Annotated in this window: 15 protein-coding genes and 1 tRNA gene; 7 read left to right on the top strand and 9 right to left on the bottom strand. The window is 45.2% G+C overall.

Translation table 11 applies throughout. From position 1 onward, the window contains the following. Positions 1-21 precede the first annotated feature (21 nt). The gene (locus tag NCCP2222_RS10060) at positions 22-714 is read right to left on the bottom strand and encodes a Rha family transcriptional regulator (RefSeq protein ID WP_248511988.1); all 693 of its coding nucleotides are present in this window, start codon (positions 712-714) and stop codon (positions 22-24) included. A gap of 189 nt (positions 715-903) precedes the next feature. Continuing rightward, positions 904-1,146, bottom strand: a complete 243-nt coding sequence (locus tag NCCP2222_RS10065; protein WP_248511990.1) for a helix-turn-helix transcriptional regulator — start codon at positions 1,144-1,146, stop codon at positions 904-906. 157 nt (positions 1,147-1,303) lie between these two features. Between NCCP2222_RS10065 and NCCP2222_RS10070 the strand changes: the two genes are divergently transcribed. The 4 genes from NCCP2222_RS10070 to NCCP2222_RS10085 all read left to right on the top strand — a co-directional run bounded on the left by NCCP2222_RS10070 (position 1,304) and on the right by NCCP2222_RS10085 (position 4,064). After that, on the top strand, positions 1,304-1,660 hold the full coding sequence (locus NCCP2222_RS10070; protein ID WP_248511992.1) for a helix-turn-helix domain-containing protein: 357 nt from the start codon (positions 1,304-1,306) through the stop codon (positions 1,658-1,660). Between the two features lie 15 nt (positions 1,661-1,675). After that, positions 1,676-2,254 carry an OB-fold putative lipoprotein gene (locus tag NCCP2222_RS10075; RefSeq protein WP_248511994.1) on the top strand — a complete coding sequence of 193 codons (579 nt, stop codon included), beginning with the start codon at positions 1,676-1,678 and terminating at the stop codon, positions 2,252-2,254. An 81-nt stretch (positions 2,255-2,335) separates the two neighbouring features. After that, complete coding sequence (locus NCCP2222_RS10080; RefSeq protein ID WP_248511996.1) at positions 2,336-2,845, top strand: ImmA/IrrE family metallo-endopeptidase; 510 nt, start codon at positions 2,336-2,338, stop codon at positions 2,843-2,845. A gap of 1 nt (position 2,846) precedes the next feature. Further along, positions 2,847-4,064: a tyrosine-type recombinase/integrase gene (locus NCCP2222_RS10085; RefSeq protein WP_248511998.1), complete on the top strand. Its 1,218-nt coding sequence runs from the start codon at positions 2,847-2,849 to the stop codon at positions 4,062-4,064. A gap of 132 nt (positions 4,065-4,196) precedes the next feature. Here the strand turns inward: NCCP2222_RS10085 and NCCP2222_RS10090 are convergent. Further along, positions 4,197-4,269: transfer RNA gene (locus NCCP2222_RS10090), tRNA-Ala, on the bottom strand. Positions 4,270-4,336: 67 nt separating this feature from the next. Here NCCP2222_RS10090 and NCCP2222_RS10095 point away from each other — a divergent pair. Both NCCP2222_RS10095 and NCCP2222_RS10100 read left to right on the top strand, forming a co-directional pair. Then, positions 4,337-5,356, top strand: a complete 1,020-nt coding sequence (locus NCCP2222_RS10095; RefSeq protein WP_248511999.1) for a DUF2804 domain-containing protein — start codon at positions 4,337-4,339, stop codon at positions 5,354-5,356. A 108-nt stretch (positions 5,357-5,464) separates the two neighbouring features. Next, entirely contained in the window at positions 5,465-5,935 is a 471-nt protein-coding gene (locus tag NCCP2222_RS10100) for a YusW family protein (protein ID WP_248512000.1), read from the top strand. Between the two features lie 58 nt (positions 5,936-5,993). Here the strand turns inward: NCCP2222_RS10100 and NCCP2222_RS10105 are convergent, their stop codons facing one another. From NCCP2222_RS10105 to NCCP2222_RS10115, 3 genes are all read right to left on the bottom strand, one after another. Further along, entirely contained in the window at positions 5,994-7,823 is a 1,830-nt protein-coding gene (locus NCCP2222_RS10105; RefSeq protein WP_248512001.1) for an ABC transporter ATP-binding protein, read from the bottom strand. Continuing rightward, positions 7,804-9,546 carry an ABC transporter ATP-binding protein gene (locus NCCP2222_RS10110; protein ID WP_248512002.1) on the bottom strand — a complete coding sequence of 581 codons (1,743 nt, stop codon included), beginning with the start codon at positions 9,544-9,546 and terminating at the stop codon, positions 7,804-7,806. Before NCCP2222_RS10110 ends, NCCP2222_RS10105 begins: the two co-directional genes overlap by 20 nt. A gap of 204 nt (positions 9,547-9,750) precedes the next feature. Continuing rightward, entirely contained in the window at positions 9,751-10,656 is a 906-nt protein-coding gene (locus tag NCCP2222_RS10115; protein ID WP_248512003.1) for a DMT family transporter, read from the bottom strand. Between the two features lie 127 nt (positions 10,657-10,783). Between NCCP2222_RS10115 and NCCP2222_RS10120 the strand changes: the two genes are divergently transcribed. Further along, entirely contained in the window at positions 10,784-12,436 is a 1,653-nt protein-coding gene (locus tag NCCP2222_RS10120; protein WP_248512010.1) for a sensor domain-containing protein, read from the top strand. Positions 12,437-12,537: 101 nt separating this feature from the next. Here NCCP2222_RS10120 and NCCP2222_RS10125 read toward each other — a convergent pair whose 3' ends face one another. The 3 genes from NCCP2222_RS10125 to NCCP2222_RS10135 all read right to left on the bottom strand — a co-directional run. Further along, entirely contained in the window at positions 12,538-12,987 is a 450-nt protein-coding gene (locus tag NCCP2222_RS10125) for a threonine/serine exporter family protein (RefSeq protein WP_248512013.1), read from the bottom strand. Between the two features lie 16 nt (positions 12,988-13,003). Beyond that, positions 13,004-13,744 (bottom strand): threonine/serine exporter family protein, encoded by a 741-nt coding sequence (locus NCCP2222_RS10130; protein ID WP_248512015.1) that lies wholly within the window; start codon positions 13,742-13,744, stop codon positions 13,004-13,006. Positions 13,745-13,870: 126 nt separating this feature from the next. Next, positions 13,871-15,713 (bottom strand): beta-propeller domain-containing protein (locus NCCP2222_RS10135; RefSeq protein WP_248512017.1); only part of this gene is annotated, 1,843 nt, incomplete at its 5' end.

The raw sequence follows: 15,713 nt of genomic DNA on the forward strand, positions 1-15,713 counted from the left end.
GGCCTATCTCCTTTCCGCTTTTTATTCAGCTAGTCTTAAGTGCTGCTGACTGTTCATTTCTTTAATCTCCATCCGCAATGCCGTATCTGGCGACCACTCCTCGATAAACTGTAAGGCTTCTTCAAAACGTTTCTTTGGCAGCTCACCATATCTAGGAATCTCGAAGTATGCTTTGAAATCTCTCCAAAACTGAGAGAATGCCTTTTTGCCAATTTCCTTGTATGCGTTGGCGTCCTTACCTCCCAAGCACTTCATAATCTTTCCGCGAGCATTCATGTTAATCCGTTGTTCCTGTGCGCCATTAATTCGCATATGGTCTTTTAGGTATTTAACGTCCGATTCGACCGTATCTAGTCGCTCCTGCTGAGCAAGTGCAGACCGTAGGAGAAGCGTCATATTATCCGGCTGCTTAATTTGCCTTTCCATGTTGTTGAAAGCTTCAATATATTGTTGTTTGAATTTCAAAGCTTCTCGCCCGGTAAATCCCATAGCTAACAACATGAAACCATCTCGATTCATTAGGAATGTCTTTCGAGGACGGCCATACGAATCAGGCGTTTCTGTTTCAAAAAACATCTGCTCAAAATTGAGCACATCTTCCTTCATGCTTTCGATGTCGCGAAGAACATTCTTGTGCTCTTTCGAAAAGCTTTCAGCAACAACAACAGAAGAAGTGACTGCTTGCTGATCCTGCATAATGACTAATTGTTTCATCTTCCATCCTCCTTTTTTCTCTCACACCCACCAACCAGAACCCAACGTCTTCGCGTGACCTATTGGCGCGGCTCCTCATCGTAATGATGGATCATGGCCAGCTCCGTTCATTTGGATGCTTGTTGTTGGGTGTGAGGTTTAAATTTCCATTGATACAAAAGTAATCTTTTCGGTATACTTATTAGGTTTTTAACCGACTTCTTTTTTCTCTGCGCATTCTGTATGAGTTTCTTGTACTTTGTTTTCAAATAAAAAGAAGATGTCTTCTTCTAAAATTTGCGAAATTCGAATTGCTGTTTCTAATGGTGGAGAAACATTACCATTCTCCCAATTCGCTACTGACTGCTTCCCTTTATACCCTAGCATTTTGGCTAGCTTTTCCTGAGTTAAATTTTTCTTTTTACGAGATTTTATTAAATTGTGGTTTTTCACTTTGCTTCACCTCCGTGTATGAATAGCTTGTACTTTCAGTATACATACAAGATTCTTGTACGTCAACCTTTAAATACAAACTTCTTGTACTTTTATATAAAATAGAAACATATGTTGTACAATATACTTGTACATACTGGCATTAGGAGGAATTGGAATGTTGTCCCTGAGATTGAAGTCTGCACGGAAAAAATCGAAAATGACCCAAGAAGAATTGGCGATGAAAGTCAACACGACAAAGAGCACAATAAGTAATTATGAAAACGGACACAGTACACCATCTAATGACATGTTAGTACTCCTATCTAAAGTTTTAGAGGTCACCACAGATTACCTTTTAGGCAGATCGGATAATCCAAATATGACAGCTGATGAAGAATTCCAAGAATTTTCTAGTAATCCGCAGTTAAGTAATTTCTTTCGAGATATAGAAGCCAGCGCGGAACAAGAACAAGAGGAATTAAGACAAATATGGGAAATTATTAAGAATAGAAGAAAGAAGAATGGTGAGTAACTGGGGGGGACTTTTGTGGATGTAAAAGAAAAAAAGCCATTCTATAAGAAATGGTGGGTTTGGTTGATTGCCGCTGCTTTTCTTGGCGCAATAATTAATTGGGGAACTGTAGAAAATACCGAAGAAAATATTGATCTTCCGAAAAAACAAGAAACATCGGTTAAAGGCAGTCAAGATAAAGGGCCGTTTGTTGAAGAGTCTTCTGCAACAGATGAAGTGGAAAAACAAGATTCTAAAACAAAACCAAATGAGAAAGTCAACAAAGTTGAAAAACAAGAAGAAGTTATTGTTGTATCAATGATGGATCTATATAACGCCTATCAGGATAATGAAGTTGCTGCTGACTTAAAGTATAAAAATAAATCACTTGAAGTCACAGGCGTGATATCCGATTTTGGGGTTGATGCCTTTGGTACCGCTTTTATAAAGTTTGACACTGGAAGAGGACCATTCCATGATACTCAAGTATTTTTCAAAAAAGGGCAAGAAGAGAAAATTGCGGAACTATCCAAAGGGGAAACTATCACCATTGTTGGTAAAGGAGGAGGCTTAATCATTACTTCCGTAGTAATAAACAAAGCTGAATTGAAATGACGATATTGCCTGGTTAAATTCAGGCTTTTCTTTTAATCTAAAAACCGAACAAGCGTTTGAACATCAAGGGGGGGGCACCTTATGACATACCGGCAAGTCATTTATCATCAGAATCAAACGGAAGCATACGTGTATCAGCTTCTTTCTGAAATGAATATCCATCACCCGCTACAACTTAATATGTTTGATATCTCAAATCGCTTAGGCGTATACCTGTATTTATATCCGGGTAATAGTCGTGGAGTAATTGATGGGGAAGAAAAGTATATTTTTTTGAACAAAGACTTATCACGTCCTGAACTGCAACAGGATTTCGGCCATGAAATGCATCATGTGTTACATCATGCAGGAGATCAACGTAAAATGCATCCACTATTCATCCAGATGCAAGAATGGCAGGCCAATAAATTTATGTATGAGTTGTGTGTGCCAACTTTCATGTTGCACAAAACGAACCTTCCGTTAGACAAAAAAGATGCCGTCAGGTTAATTTGCGTTCTATTTAATGTCACTCCCAAATTCGCGGCGGAGAGACTGAATCGATATTATCAAAAACTATCTACTATTAATTTGTTGCAAGGAGGAGCTTAAGATGGCCGGACACGTCCGCAGTCGCGGGAAAGGTAAATGGCAGCTAGAAGTAGACCTTGGATATTTTATAGATCCGCAAACAGGAAAAAGAAAGCGAAACAAAAAATATAAAACCATATCAGCTAAAGGACAAAGAGAAGCTGAACGTGAACTTGCCCGCTTCATTACGGAAGTCACGGGGGATGATTATTCTGAAGGCAGGAAAATTAATTTTGTGGATTTTGTGCAAAACGAATGGTTGCCTAAGTCCGTTGAACGAAACCTATCGCATACAACCATCGCTAAATACATCAACTTTCTGGAGAATCGAATTTTGCCCGCTTTCCAATTTTTGCGAGTGGACCAAGTTCAACCACAACACATTATTGATTTTTTGCATAACTTAGGAGAAAAAGGCATGCGTTTAGACGGGAAGGATGGAAAACTTGCAGACACCACGATCTTTTATCATTACAGAATATTAAAGGGTATCTTTAGCTATGCTGTTAGTTCACGAGTGATTGAAGTTTCCCCAATGGAAGGAATTGAACGGCCTAAGGTTCGAAAGTCTAAAATCGATGTATATGATGATGATGAAGCTGCCTTGGTAGTTGAAGCATTAGAATCTGAATTGTTACATTGGCAGGTCGCCATTAAATTACTAATCACTACTGGCATGCGCCGTTCTGAATTATTAGCACTCGATTTAGAAAAACACATTGATTATGAGGAAGGTATCGTGCATGTTGAAAACGCCTTAACTTACACCAAAGTTGAAGGTTATCAAATCCACGATATCAAAAAGGGTAATGGTAGTGAAAGCGAAGGAAAACGGGATATTTATTTGTCCAACATTGTTATGGATGACTTGAAGTTGCTAAGGAAATTAAAAGCAGAGGAGCGATCAGCATGTGATTCCTTATGGATGAATGGCGAGCATAACTTGATTCTGTCCCATCCTAATGGCGAGCCGTACAACCCCTCTTCCGTCAGGACGTGGTGGATAAGGTTTTTAAAAAGACATGAGCTTCGCTACATAAAACCCCATGCTTTACGCCATACCTCCGCAACCATTCTAATTAACCAAGGCGTACATCCCAAAACAATTTCGGAACGTCTCGGTCACTCCGATATTAAGATCACAATGAATACGTATGGGCATGCACTTCGAAAAGCCGACAAGGCAGCGACAGATAAATTTGATTCCATCTTTGCAAAAAAACAAATTGATGAAGAATAATACATTAAAAATAATTAGAAACCACTATAAATTTGGTTTTGGTCGGCAAAATGTCGGCAAAAAAGAAGACGTTTCCCTTTTGGGTTCATGATGAACCTAAGAGAAACGCCGTCCTATCAATGTTTGTTTAGATGGAGCATACCGGGTTCGAACCGGTGACCTTCACACTGCCAGCGTGACACTCTCCCAGCTGAGCTAATGCCCCGTATATCTGATACAATAAGAGTATACCAAACGATTTTGAAAAAGACAACAGATTGGGGGAGATCTCCTTGCAGCATGCTGAGAGGGAAATTACGGAGCCTGTGCTTCTTTGTGATAAGAAAGGCCAGTTGAATCCGGGTGCTATCGGGTATGCGCGCCGGCCGATCATTCAGAGTAATCTGAAGGGTCATTTCATGCGAAAGAAGAAATGGAACTATTGGTGTGTGTTCGGGGAGGATCTTCTGTTTTCTGCGACCATCAGCCATTTGGATTATGCGGCGGTCTGCTTTGTGTATATGCTCGACTATGAGACGCAGCGGTTTTATGAAAAGCAGATTACGCTGCCGATCGGGCGGAAGATTAAAATGCCGGAAGATGTGCTGGGCAGTGTGAAGTTCATGAATGACCGGATGTCTGTCCAGTTGGTGCATTTGCAGGGAGAGACCCATCTTTCCGTCACTATTCCTGACTTCGATAGTGAAGTACTGCATGCCGATTTGCATATTAAGCATCCCGCGCAGGATGAGTCCCTGAATGTAGTCATTCCGCGAAGCCGGGATGTTTTCCAATTCACCGCGAAGCATCATTCCTTGCCGACTGCCGGCTTCGTTAAAATTGGTTCGAAGCGCTATGATTTCAATCCCGATTATAGCTTTGCCGTGCTGGATTACGGACGCGGCATTTGGCCAAGGGAAGCGCAGTGGAATTGGGCGATGGCCTCTCAACGTGCCGGCGGGCGCCGGATCGGGCTCAACTTTGGAGGCAAATGGACTGATGGGACCGGCATGACGGAGAATGCCGTGTTCATTGACGGGAAGATGATGAAAATCCATGAAGATGTCCTTTTTTCATATAATCCATCCAATTACATGGAACCGTGGAAGATCAAAACCCGATTTTCTGATAAAGTCAGCGTGACGTTCACCCCCTTCTTTGAACGGACTGCTACAACCAATGTTCAATTGGTCCAGACCGAAGTGCATCAGACCGTCGGCTATTTCAACGGGCGCATTAAGCTGGATGACGGCTCCTTTTTATTGATCCGGCAAATGCTCGGCTGTTCGGAGGATCATATGGCAAAGTGGTAACGAACCGGCGCTTGCCGGTTTTTTTTATTCCGTGAGTTCTCGGTTTAATTTCCACAAAAGAAGGAAAACTACTAGTAGCAGAAATTATGAAGGGATGGTTATGCGCAGATGAAAAAACTCCTACTGTTGGGCACCTTATTATTTGCCTTCGCCCTCGTGCTCGGCGCATGTGGCAATAAAAAAGACGACACGCAAGGCACGGACCCGAGTGAAGATAGCGTGCAAAATGTGGATGACCAAGACGGCGGTACGATGAACACCGGAAATGCCTATGGATTTGATCATTTTGAATTAGAAATCGAAGTCGATGGACAAGAAGCCATTCAGGATCAATATACAATGGAGAAAGAACTTACCGCTATATACGTAAATAAACTCACAGGCGTCGACTTGAAGGATGCAAAAGCGATGAATGAACTGGATAAATTCTTCAAGGAAATCCTTCTTACAAAAGACACCTCTAAAAAGCGCGCGACGGACGATATCCTTAAATGGTATGGTCTTGACAGCTTCTCTAAATTCTATTTGAAAGTTCATTTTGATGATGGAAATGAATTAACTATTGAAGAAGTAAAGTAATTCTTACCTGAACGCCAAAATCCCGAAGACGCAACCCATGCGCATCTTCGGGATTTTCTTATACTTTCGCTTCCGTTAGCATTTGATAATAAACGCCTTGACGCTCAATCAATTCTTCCTGGCTTCCTGATTCGATCAGCTTGCCTTGCCCCATGACATAGACCGTATCAGCCTTCCTCACGGTATTCAGCCGGTGGGCTATGACGAAACTAGTACGGCCTTCCATCAATCGTTCCAGCGCTTCTTGGATTTCAAGCTCCGTTACGGTGTCGATGCTGCTTGTCGCCTCATCGAGCAGCAGGATGACCGGATCCGCAACGAGTGCACGGGCAATGGACAACAATTGCTTCTGGCCTTGTGAAATCTCTCCGCCATCCGCTGTCAACACGGTCTCATACCCGTTTTCGAGACGAGAAATGAATGAGTGGGCATTCGCCTTTTTCGCTGCTGCGATCACTTCTTCATCGGTCGCATCCAGACGTCCATAGCGGATATTCTCCATAACCGACGCCTCAAATAAGAAAGGATCCTGCAGTACGAATGCCATTTGATTGCGCAGCGTTTTGCGCGGCAGTTCATTAATTGGGATGCCGTCTATTAAAATTTGGCCTGCATCGGTTTCATAGAAACGGGCAAGCAATTGCATGATCGTCGTTTTTCCTGCTCCTGTCGCTCCAACGAACGCAGCAGTTTCTCCAGGCTTCACATGGAAGGATACGTTTTGAATGGTATAGCCATCTGTCTCGACGGCATAGCCAAACGATACATTCCGGAATTCGACATCACCTTTCAATACCGTGTCCTGATGCTCGGTCGCCTCATCCTTTTCAATCGGCTCATCCATAATCCGGAACACGCGCTCCGCCCCCGCAATCGCAGAAAGAACAGTGTTAAATTGGTTCGCTAGATCATTCAAAGGACGCGTAAACTGGCGGGCGAATTCGGAGAAAATAACGATGGTTCCTATCGTTACAATGTTATCGCCTTTTAGCGCGAGCAATCCCCCGACGCCTGCCACAATCGCAAAGCTGGCATTGTTCAGCATGTTCATCACCTTTGGAATGAAACCGGAGTAAGTCAAAGCCCAAAAGCCGGTGCGGCGAAGCCTTCCGCTTTTATCCGCAAACTCCTCCATAACCCGTTCTTCCTGTGAAAATGCTTTGACGATCCGTTGTCCGGAAATCGTCTCTTCAATCATCCCGTTCAGTGAACCGACCGCCTGCTGCTGTTCTTTGTACAACAGACCCGTCCTTCTCGTAATCCAACGGATTGCCGTGAACATGACCGGAACGATGACCATCGTCAATAGCGTCAGAATCGGGCTGAGATAGAGCATGACGGCAAGGGTGCCGACGAGCGTCAAAATACTGGAAAAGACCTGTATGAACGAGGAATTCAACGTCTGGCTGACGTTTTCAATATCATTCGTCACCCGGCTCATCAATTCCCCATGCTGCCGTTTATCGAAAAACGTTACAGGCAGCTTTTGCAGATGTTCGAATAAGTTCGTCCGCAGGCGGTAGACCGTTTGCTGCGCAATGCCGACCATCCAGAAGCTCTGCAAATAAAGAGCGACGGACTGACCTGCATAAATCAAAACCAGCAAGCCAATCACCGTCCCAAGACCATCAAAGTCCTTCGGAATGATGTAATGATCAATTATTTTCCCGATCAGAAGCGGACCCAGCAAGGCAAGTACCGAACTGACAAAGACGAGGGCAAGGACGGTGATCAACAAGCCGCGCTGTTCATCGACTAACTTCCAGATCCGAAGCAACACCGACTTCCAGTTACTCGCCCGCTCCACCTTTTTCCTGCCCGGCCCTTTAATATCTTCTTTTTTCAGGATCGGCTCATATCCAAACGGCTTACGAATTGCTCGCAGCATCGATGATCACCTCCTCTTCCGATTGCGACTCTGCTATTTTCCGGTATAAAGCAGACTGCTTCATTAAATCGGCATGCGTCCCATAGCCAGCGATTTTTCCTTCATCAAGCAAGAGAATTCGGTCTGCCCCTTTTGCCGTCTGGATTTTTTGCGTCACGACAAGCATGGTGGCATCTTCACTTTCCAGCGCTTCCCAAAGAGCTGTCTCTGTCTTGACGTCCAGCGCACTCGTACTGTCATCCAGAATTAGAATAGATGGTTTTCTGACAAGCGCCCGGGCGATGGATAGACGCTGCTTTTGTCCGCCAGACAGATTGACACCTTTCTGTCCGACACGCGTCTCATACTTCTTCGGAAAGAGATCGATTGATTCATGGATTTGTGCTTTCCGGGCCGCTTCTTCCAGCTCATCGGGCGCCGCTTCCGCATCTCCCCACGAAAGATTATCCAAAATGGATCCGGTAAATAAAATGGATTGCTGCGGAACCAGTCCGATGGCATCCCGCAATTCCTTCAGCGGCCACTCTTTCACTTCCACTCCGCTGACATAGATACTGCCCTCGGTAGATTCAAAGATCCGAGGAATGAGGTTTAATAATGTAGATTTTCCTGAACCGGTTGCCCCCATAATCGCCAGCTTTTCTCCAGGCGACACATGGAATGTAACATGATTTAATATGGGCTCAGGTTTTCCGGGATAATAAAATGACACATCCTCGAACCGAAGATCGCCTTCCAATTTCCGCATGCCCGAGCTTTCGGCGCCTTGCATCTCTAAATCCTCATCGGCAAGCAGCACTTCTTCCATCCGTTCGGATGATGCTTTGGCACGTGAGAAAGCCACGATAATAAAAGCAAACATGGAGAAAGCACCTGTCATCCGCATGGCATAGTTAACGATTGCCACAAGTTCCCCTACTTGTGCCCCGCTGTTTCTAATTTCTGCCGCGCCGAACCAAAGGACAGCTAGCAGACTGGCGTTCATTATGAACATGAGAACGGGCAAAATAAGCTCCATATTCCGCATTGCCGTGACCGTATCAGTTCGAAGCGATCCCGCTACTTTAGAAAAACGGCTCGCCTCATACATTCCACGCAAATATGCTTTAATTAGCCGGACTGCCTGAAGATTTTCCTGGATCACCCGGTTTACACGATCCAAACGGCGTTGCACTTTCGCGAATAGCTTGACGCCTCTCCGGGCCATGATGAAGAGGAAGACAAGCAAAATCGGTGCCCCGATGACGAGATACAGCGCCAATTTGACATTAACGAGAAACGCCATGACCAAACTCCCGATAACGAGAAGCGGCGCCCGAAGCATGATCCGGAGACCCATGAATAAGGTGTTTTGCACCATGGTGACATCACTCGTCAAACGGGTGATAAGCCCTGCTGTCGGAAACCGCAGAAAGGTTGCCATAGAAAACGCCTGCACTTGCTTGAACAAAGCTTGGCGAAGATCGAACGCAAAGCTTTGCGAAGCGTGGGCCGCAAAAAATGAATTGACGACCCCCGCGAAAAACGCAACAAATGCAAGTCCCATCATGACACTTCCCCATGTCCATATGACTTCTGTATTGGAAGCCAAAATTCCATCATCGATAATTTTTGCGATGAGCAAAGGCTGGATCAGCTCTACTGCCAGCTCCATGAGCATGAGGACAAGGGCGATGAGAATCGGCCATTTATACGGCTTCGCATAAGAAAAAACTGTCTTCATTCTTCGAACCCCCAAGAACTCTTTCGTTTTACGAATTATTTTTCGACTGTTACCTATTATGCCATATGCGTCTCTTCATGTATAGGATGGAGTTTGAATGGTTTGACATTTCTCAAAATCAATATAAGATGTCTCCTACAAAAAAGAATTGCCAATAAAGGAGCGGCACTTCACTCCTTTATCGGCAATATTTTTTCCAACACTTTATTCTTCTTCCTTCGCCTTGCTCCCCGCAACCGACAGCCCGGTCACACCGATTAGCATGATTAATGCTCCGGCCAGCTGCCACTTTCCGAGCACGCTTCCGAACCAGATAACAGAGATAATCATGGCAGTTAGTGGTTCAAAGCTTGATAGGATGCTTGTCTCGACAGGCGAGATGTACTTCATGCTGCCGAGGAATAAAAGAAACGCAACCGTTCCAACTACAATAACGAGCGACAAAATCGTGACAATGCGCCATTCGCTTAAATAGACAAACTCATCGCCCAGCTTTGTTATATTAGCAACTAATAGCACAGCCCCGCCGATCAGCATCCCCCATCCAACGACCAGGAGGACACCCCATTCACTCATCAGCCGCGCGGGGTACAGTGTGTAAAAAGCGAATGTGAAACCGACTGCCAGACCCCAGGCAACCGCAGTGGCACTAAGTGCAAACCCGGATAACGTGCCATTCGTAAGTAAAAAAAACAGTCCTACCATCGTCACAATCATGCCAATTACTTGTGCAATCGGCGGCAGGGCCTTCTGCCGGATGGAAACGAATAGAATGATATAAATCGGGGCTAAAAATTGAAAAAGCGTTGCAATGATCGCATTGCTCGAATTGATAGACCCGACAAATGTAAATTGAACGCCAAGCATGCCAAAGATCCCGAAAATGATCATTTGTCGCAGCCAGACTTTATACCTCATTGGGCGAAAGATATCTTGTCCTTTCACCTTCAAAAAGGCCAAAATAAAAAAACCCGCAATCAACAAGCGAATTGTCAGCATAAAAGAGATGGACATGTCACTAGTTGACAGCATCCATTCCATCATCGGGCCGGTCGCTCCCCACATCATGGCGCCGGAAATGATCATAAGAATACCTTTTAATCTATTCATTTTGCACTACCACCATTTTGACTAATTATTTACAAACAGACAGATAGACTAGTTATTCACCGAAACTATGATGTATACTATCATCAAATGAATAATTTGTTACATAACACATCCGAAAGGGGACAGAATGTTGAAATCCGAGAATGACAAAAGACTCGAATTGCCGGATATCATGGATAGTCTCGAGAAGTATTATATGGTAACCCGTACGGATGGCGAGGGCTTGATTACATATGCAAACCGGAACTTCTTAGAAACAAGCAATTGGACACCTAAACGGATATTAGGAAAATCATTTTGGCAGATGTTCCCGAATGACGAAGAAGGCCAAGAACAATCCCATGCCATATGGAGCCGTCTATCAATCGGAAAATCCTGGTTTGGTACAACAAAGAAAACAACGCGCCATGGAGATCCTTATTTCGTCAAGATGGTCGCAGTTCCAATCATGGATCCTTCCGATACACTTTGCTCCGCCACATTTCTCGAATTAGACGTTACTGATGACGTCGAGCTACGGGAAAAACTGCAAGAAATCGCGTTCATTGACTTCGAAACTGGTCTCATGAGCCGTCATCGGCTGGAAACGCTCGTCAATGAATATATCGAAAGCAATCGACATTTTTCATTTGTTTACATAACGATCGATCACTATTATACACTGAAAGATCATAAGACGTACGACTCTGAACGGATTTTAATGAAAGAATTCACGAATCGGCTCAAGCGCTATTTTCAAGACAGCCCCATTGCAAGAGTCGGTGTAGGCCAATTTGCTTTGCTCACTCCCTATGGAGACTGGTACATACAAGGGTTCCTTGCATTTCTTAAGGAACAGCCGATCTACATTGAACATACCGCATTGCCGCTTTCCATTAGCGGTGGAATTGTTCGCTACCCTGAGGATCAGCAAACCTATACACAACTGATCACCGCAGCACTAGCCGCTACAAAGGAAATGACGGACAGCGGCGGCGGCCGTATCGCCTCCTTATCTGCAGAATCCCATAAGGGCCTGAACCGGCGCGCCTTGATTGACCGCAAACTGTTGACAGCTCTTGACCGCCGCAATCTGCAAGTCGTCTATCAGCCGCAGTACGATGTCGCCTCCAGAAGGATTAATCTCTATGAAGCGCTTGTCCGCTGGGAAGACGAGGAACTCGGATACGTCATGCCGGATGAGTTGATTCCAATTGCGGAAGAGAACGGGCAAATCCATGCCATCGGTGCCTACGTGATCGAAGAAGCCGCCAAGCTGGCCGCCGAATGGGACAAGGATAAGCGCAATATTTGCGTTTCTATCAACTCTTCCGTACGAGAATTCAGCAAGCCGGATATGAAAAATACGATATTGGATATCCTGCGGGATACGAGCTGTCCGGCGAACCGGATCCACTTGGAAATTACAGAGAAATTTGCATTTCAGGCTGAAGTTGAGAAATCGATCATCCGGCAAATGCAAACACTTCAAGACGCCGGCGTGAAATTTGTTCTAGATGATTTTGGGACAGGCTATGCTTCTTTCAGATATATGCAGAACCTGCCGATCTCACGTGTAAAAATCGACCAGGTCTTCATCCAGGCGTTGACGACCCATCCGAAGACAAAGCAGCTGGTAGAAGGCATGATCATGCTATGCAAGTCAATGGGACTTACCGTCTCAGCTGAAGGCGTGGAAACGCAGGAACAATTCGATATGCTGATTGAAATGGGCGTCGATTCCATCCAAGGTTATTATATCGGTACCCCAGTAACACAAGATCAAATTACATTTGAATGATAGAGCATAAGCGGAGTGCCTGCCGGGCGCTCCGTTTTTCATTAGGAAAGAAGGTAACGATATGTACTCTGGAAATAAAAAAAGAGCCGCCTGGCCCCCTATCAAGTCGTTCTCCGCCGTTTCGAGCGGCCTCGATATAAGAGCTGGATGCTCACTTCTGCGAAAACGAGTCCCATTGCGATGGCTCCGGAAACCATGAACGCTTTAGACGCGAATGAAATCGCTGTAATGTAATCATTTTCGACGATATGGCGCATCGCATTGTATGCCATACCTCCCGGAACAAGCGGAATAATGCCCGCTACACTGAACACGATCATTGGCGTTCTAAACCGTTTCGCAAAAATATGGGCGACGAGAGCCACAGCGAACGCCCCAAGAAATGAAGCTTTGACCGCATCCCCCGAATACAATTCACTGACACTGTATATAAGCCAGCCGGCCATCCCGACGACCCCGCAATAAAACAACATTTTCCGCGGCGCATTGAATATGATCCCAAAGCCGATGGCGGCAAGAAAACTGAGCGCTGCTTGTATGATCCACGTCATTCAATACACCTCTTCATTAGAAAGATAAAACAAGGGCGACGCCAGCGCCAATCGCAAACGCCGTCAGAAAAGCTTCCGCTCCTTTGGACAAGCCCGACATAAAATGGCCTGCCATCAGATCGCGCACAGCATTTGTGATAAGCAATCCAGGTACGAGAGGCATGACGCCCCCGATAATAATTTTATCAAGCTCAATGCCAAATCCCGTTTTAATTGCAAAAAAGGCGGTTAATGCAACTGCTAATGCGGCCACAAATTCTGCAAAGAACTTGACGTTCGTCAATTCCTGAAAAAATGTTACAACGATAAAACCGATGCCTCCAGCAAACACAGCCGCTGCCACATCTTGCCACAATCCGTTGAACAACATAAGGAAGGAGCCACTCGCAACCGCGGCCGCAGCAATTTGGAGCCAAAGCGGAAACATGACATTCGCCTTCTCAATCTCTTTCAACCGCTCATAGGCTTGCTCAAGTGAATATTCTCCAGTGGATAACTTACGAGATACCCCATTGACCAGTGCTATTTTCTCCAAGTCGGTCGAGCGGTTCGTAATCCGGATTAGCTTCGTATGGTGAGGACTTCCTGGAGACAGAATAATGCCCGTTGGAGTGACAAAGCTATGAATGGAAGCTAGATCCTGTGTCTTCGCCATGCGGTCCATCGTATCTTCTACCCGGTACGTCTCCGCCCCCGCTTCCATCATGAGCCGGCCGGCCAGCAAACAGCAGTCAATCGCCATTTCCTTATCGCTCATCTCTCTCACTCCCTGTTACGTTGTACTATCCATCTTATCGAAGAAGAAACGAAAATACAATTTGAGTTCGTGAAACGAAATAAAAAAAGCCAGGAGTATGTTAGTAAGCTCCCAGCCGAACCTTGCTTATTTCTTGTCGTCCCACTTCAATTGCTCCAGCTTCTTAAATGTGGTGAAGTCAAAGCTGTTCAAATCGCTGTATGACACCGTATAGAGCCGGTCCTTGCTATAAAGGAGGCGCTGTACTTGCGTTTCCCATTCCTCGTATTGCTGGCCCTTTTCCGGTTTGCGGACCAGATCGCCCTTCAAGACGATGCCCCGTTCCGGCGTTATTTCATAAATAAGGGCGCCCGACCCTTTGAAATTGAGCTGATGTTGCTTGCCATTCTCCTCGTACACGCTGACGGGGAAGCCGTATAGATTCTGGCCCGCATGCTGGAACAGCGCCTTATGATCATATTGCACCGGCGAATAGGTACCTTCGCCGCCGATTATCGCCATATCTTTCTCTTTCGGGTTGGCAAAATCGGTGACATCAAAGAGGGAGACTTTCATTCCTTTCGTGCGGATGAACGGCTCGCCGCCAGACGGATTTTTCTCCGAAACGGTCTCGTATCCAAATCCGATGAGATGATTTTCATCAAGCGGATGCAAGTAGTTCGAGAAGCCAGGTATTTTCAATTCCCCCAGCACTTTCGGCTTTTCCGGTTCCGCCACATCGATAACGAATAACGGATCCGTCTCGCGGAACGTCACCATGTAAGCTTTATCCCCCATGAAGCGGGCGGAGTAGATGCGTTCTCCTTTTGCCAGATTCTCAACGGATCCAACCTGCTTCATCCCTTTATCTAAAATAAATAGATGATTTTTAGAAGGGTTCTTGTTATCCCACATATTCCCTTCCGTCGTCACGACACGGAAGTAGCCGTTATCCTCGTCCATTGAAAATTGGTTCAACACAGTCCCTTTCAGTTCAGTCGAACCTGTAAATTCAACTTTCATCCCATCCAATGTGAACTTGAAAAATTGAGTATTGGCAGTTCCAGGGTTCCAAATCATAGCCTTGGCATTATTCTGTTCAAAATGGTATTTAGTTGCCGTCAAATAGAGATGGTCTTTTGACATATACAACTGATTGCTGCTGCCGAGGTACCCCTTCGTAGTTAGCTCGCTCTTCTCCGGGGAATGCAGATCAATGGCCGTCACAACCGTGTAGGATGGCTCCGTCGCACCTGGCAGAATCGCAATATCCTCGTATTCCATATAGCCAAGATCTTTATCAGCCGTATCTGTAATCCGCGGACGCACAGTCGCCCCATCGATTTCCTCCAGCACCCAAAGCATCGGATACAAGTTGGTCACGATGTATAATGTGTCATCTGTCATGCGGGCATTGCTAAGATAGCCTTCCGCCGAAACTTCCCTCAGCAATTTTGGCGCAGTCCGTTTCTTCATATCGTACAAACGAATCGTCGTCATCCCGTTCATTGGCATAATCTGATCCTGTGCCGCTATTTTCTTATCATAACGGACCATTTTTTCCCCAAGAACAATTAGCGTATCGTCTTGGATGAACAGCTGTGATGGATAGAAATCCTCTTCCATTTTTATGGAGGCCACTTTCTTCATTTGGCCATTTCGGATATCCGTAATGCGCACAGTCCCTTCCGCAATGGTATAGATATAATCCCCGTCCGTCTTAACGATGTCCGGCTCATCAATCCCTTGCACTTGGACATTTGTTTCCGAGTGTCCTGAACTGCCGCTTGAAGCTTTGTTGCTACTACTGCTGTCAGATGCAACTTCAGCACTTTCCAAGGTAATCTCTTCACTTTGATTTCTACCTTGTAGATTTTTCGCTATTTCAAAATAAGCTTTTAAGTCAGCTGCAGATTTCACAGTTTCGATTGATTCGTACATAGTGAATTTGATTTTATTCTGCTTGAACGATTTTAAAAATGTTCTCGTA

It is taken from the genome of Sporosarcina sp. NCCP-2222 (genome assembly GCF_023168145.1).
GTDB lineage: Bacteria > Bacillota > Bacilli > Bacillales_A > Planococcaceae > Sporosarcina.

What these genes read in the sequence shown, in the direction of transcription:
- NCCP2222_RS10080 (WP_248511996.1), top strand. Translation starts at nt 2,336, where the DNA reads ATGACATACCGGCAAGTCATTTATCATCAGAATCAAACGGAAGCATAC.
- NCCP2222_RS10120 (WP_248512010.1), top strand. Translation starts at nt 10,784, where the DNA reads ATGTTGAAATCCGAGAATGACAAAAGACTCGAATTGCCGGATATCATG.
- NCCP2222_RS10115 (WP_248512003.1), bottom strand. Translation starts at nt 10,656, where the DNA reads ATGAATAGATTAAAAGGTATTCTTATGATCATTTCCGGCGCCATGATG.
- NCCP2222_RS10070 (WP_248511992.1), top strand. Translation starts at nt 1,304, where the DNA reads ATGTTGTCCCTGAGATTGAAGTCTGCACGGAAAAAATCGAAAATGACC.
- NCCP2222_RS10060 (WP_248511988.1), bottom strand. Translation starts at nt 714, where the DNA reads ATGAAACAATTAGTCATTATGCAGGATCAGCAAGCAGTCACTTCTTCT.
- NCCP2222_RS10110 (WP_248512002.1), bottom strand. Translation starts at nt 9,546, where the DNA reads ATGAAGACAGTTTTTTCTTATGCGAAGCCGTATAAATGGCCGATTCTC.
- NCCP2222_RS10100 (WP_248512000.1), top strand. Translation starts at nt 5,465, where the DNA reads ATGAAAAAACTCCTACTGTTGGGCACCTTATTATTTGCCTTCGCCCTC.
- NCCP2222_RS10130 (WP_248512015.1), bottom strand. Translation starts at nt 13,744, where the DNA reads ATGAGCGATAAGGAAATGGCGATTGACTGCTGTTTGCTGGCCGGCCGG.
- NCCP2222_RS10085 (WP_248511998.1), top strand. Translation starts at nt 2,847, where the DNA reads ATGGCCGGACACGTCCGCAGTCGCGGGAAAGGTAAATGGCAGCTAGAA.
- NCCP2222_RS10125 (WP_248512013.1), bottom strand. Translation starts at nt 12,987, where the DNA reads ATGACGTGGATCATACAAGCAGCGCTCAGTTTTCTTGCCGCCATCGGC.
- NCCP2222_RS10105 (WP_248512001.1), bottom strand. Translation starts at nt 7,823, where the DNA reads ATGCTGCGAGCAATTCGTAAGCCGTTTGGATATGAGCCGATCCTGAAA.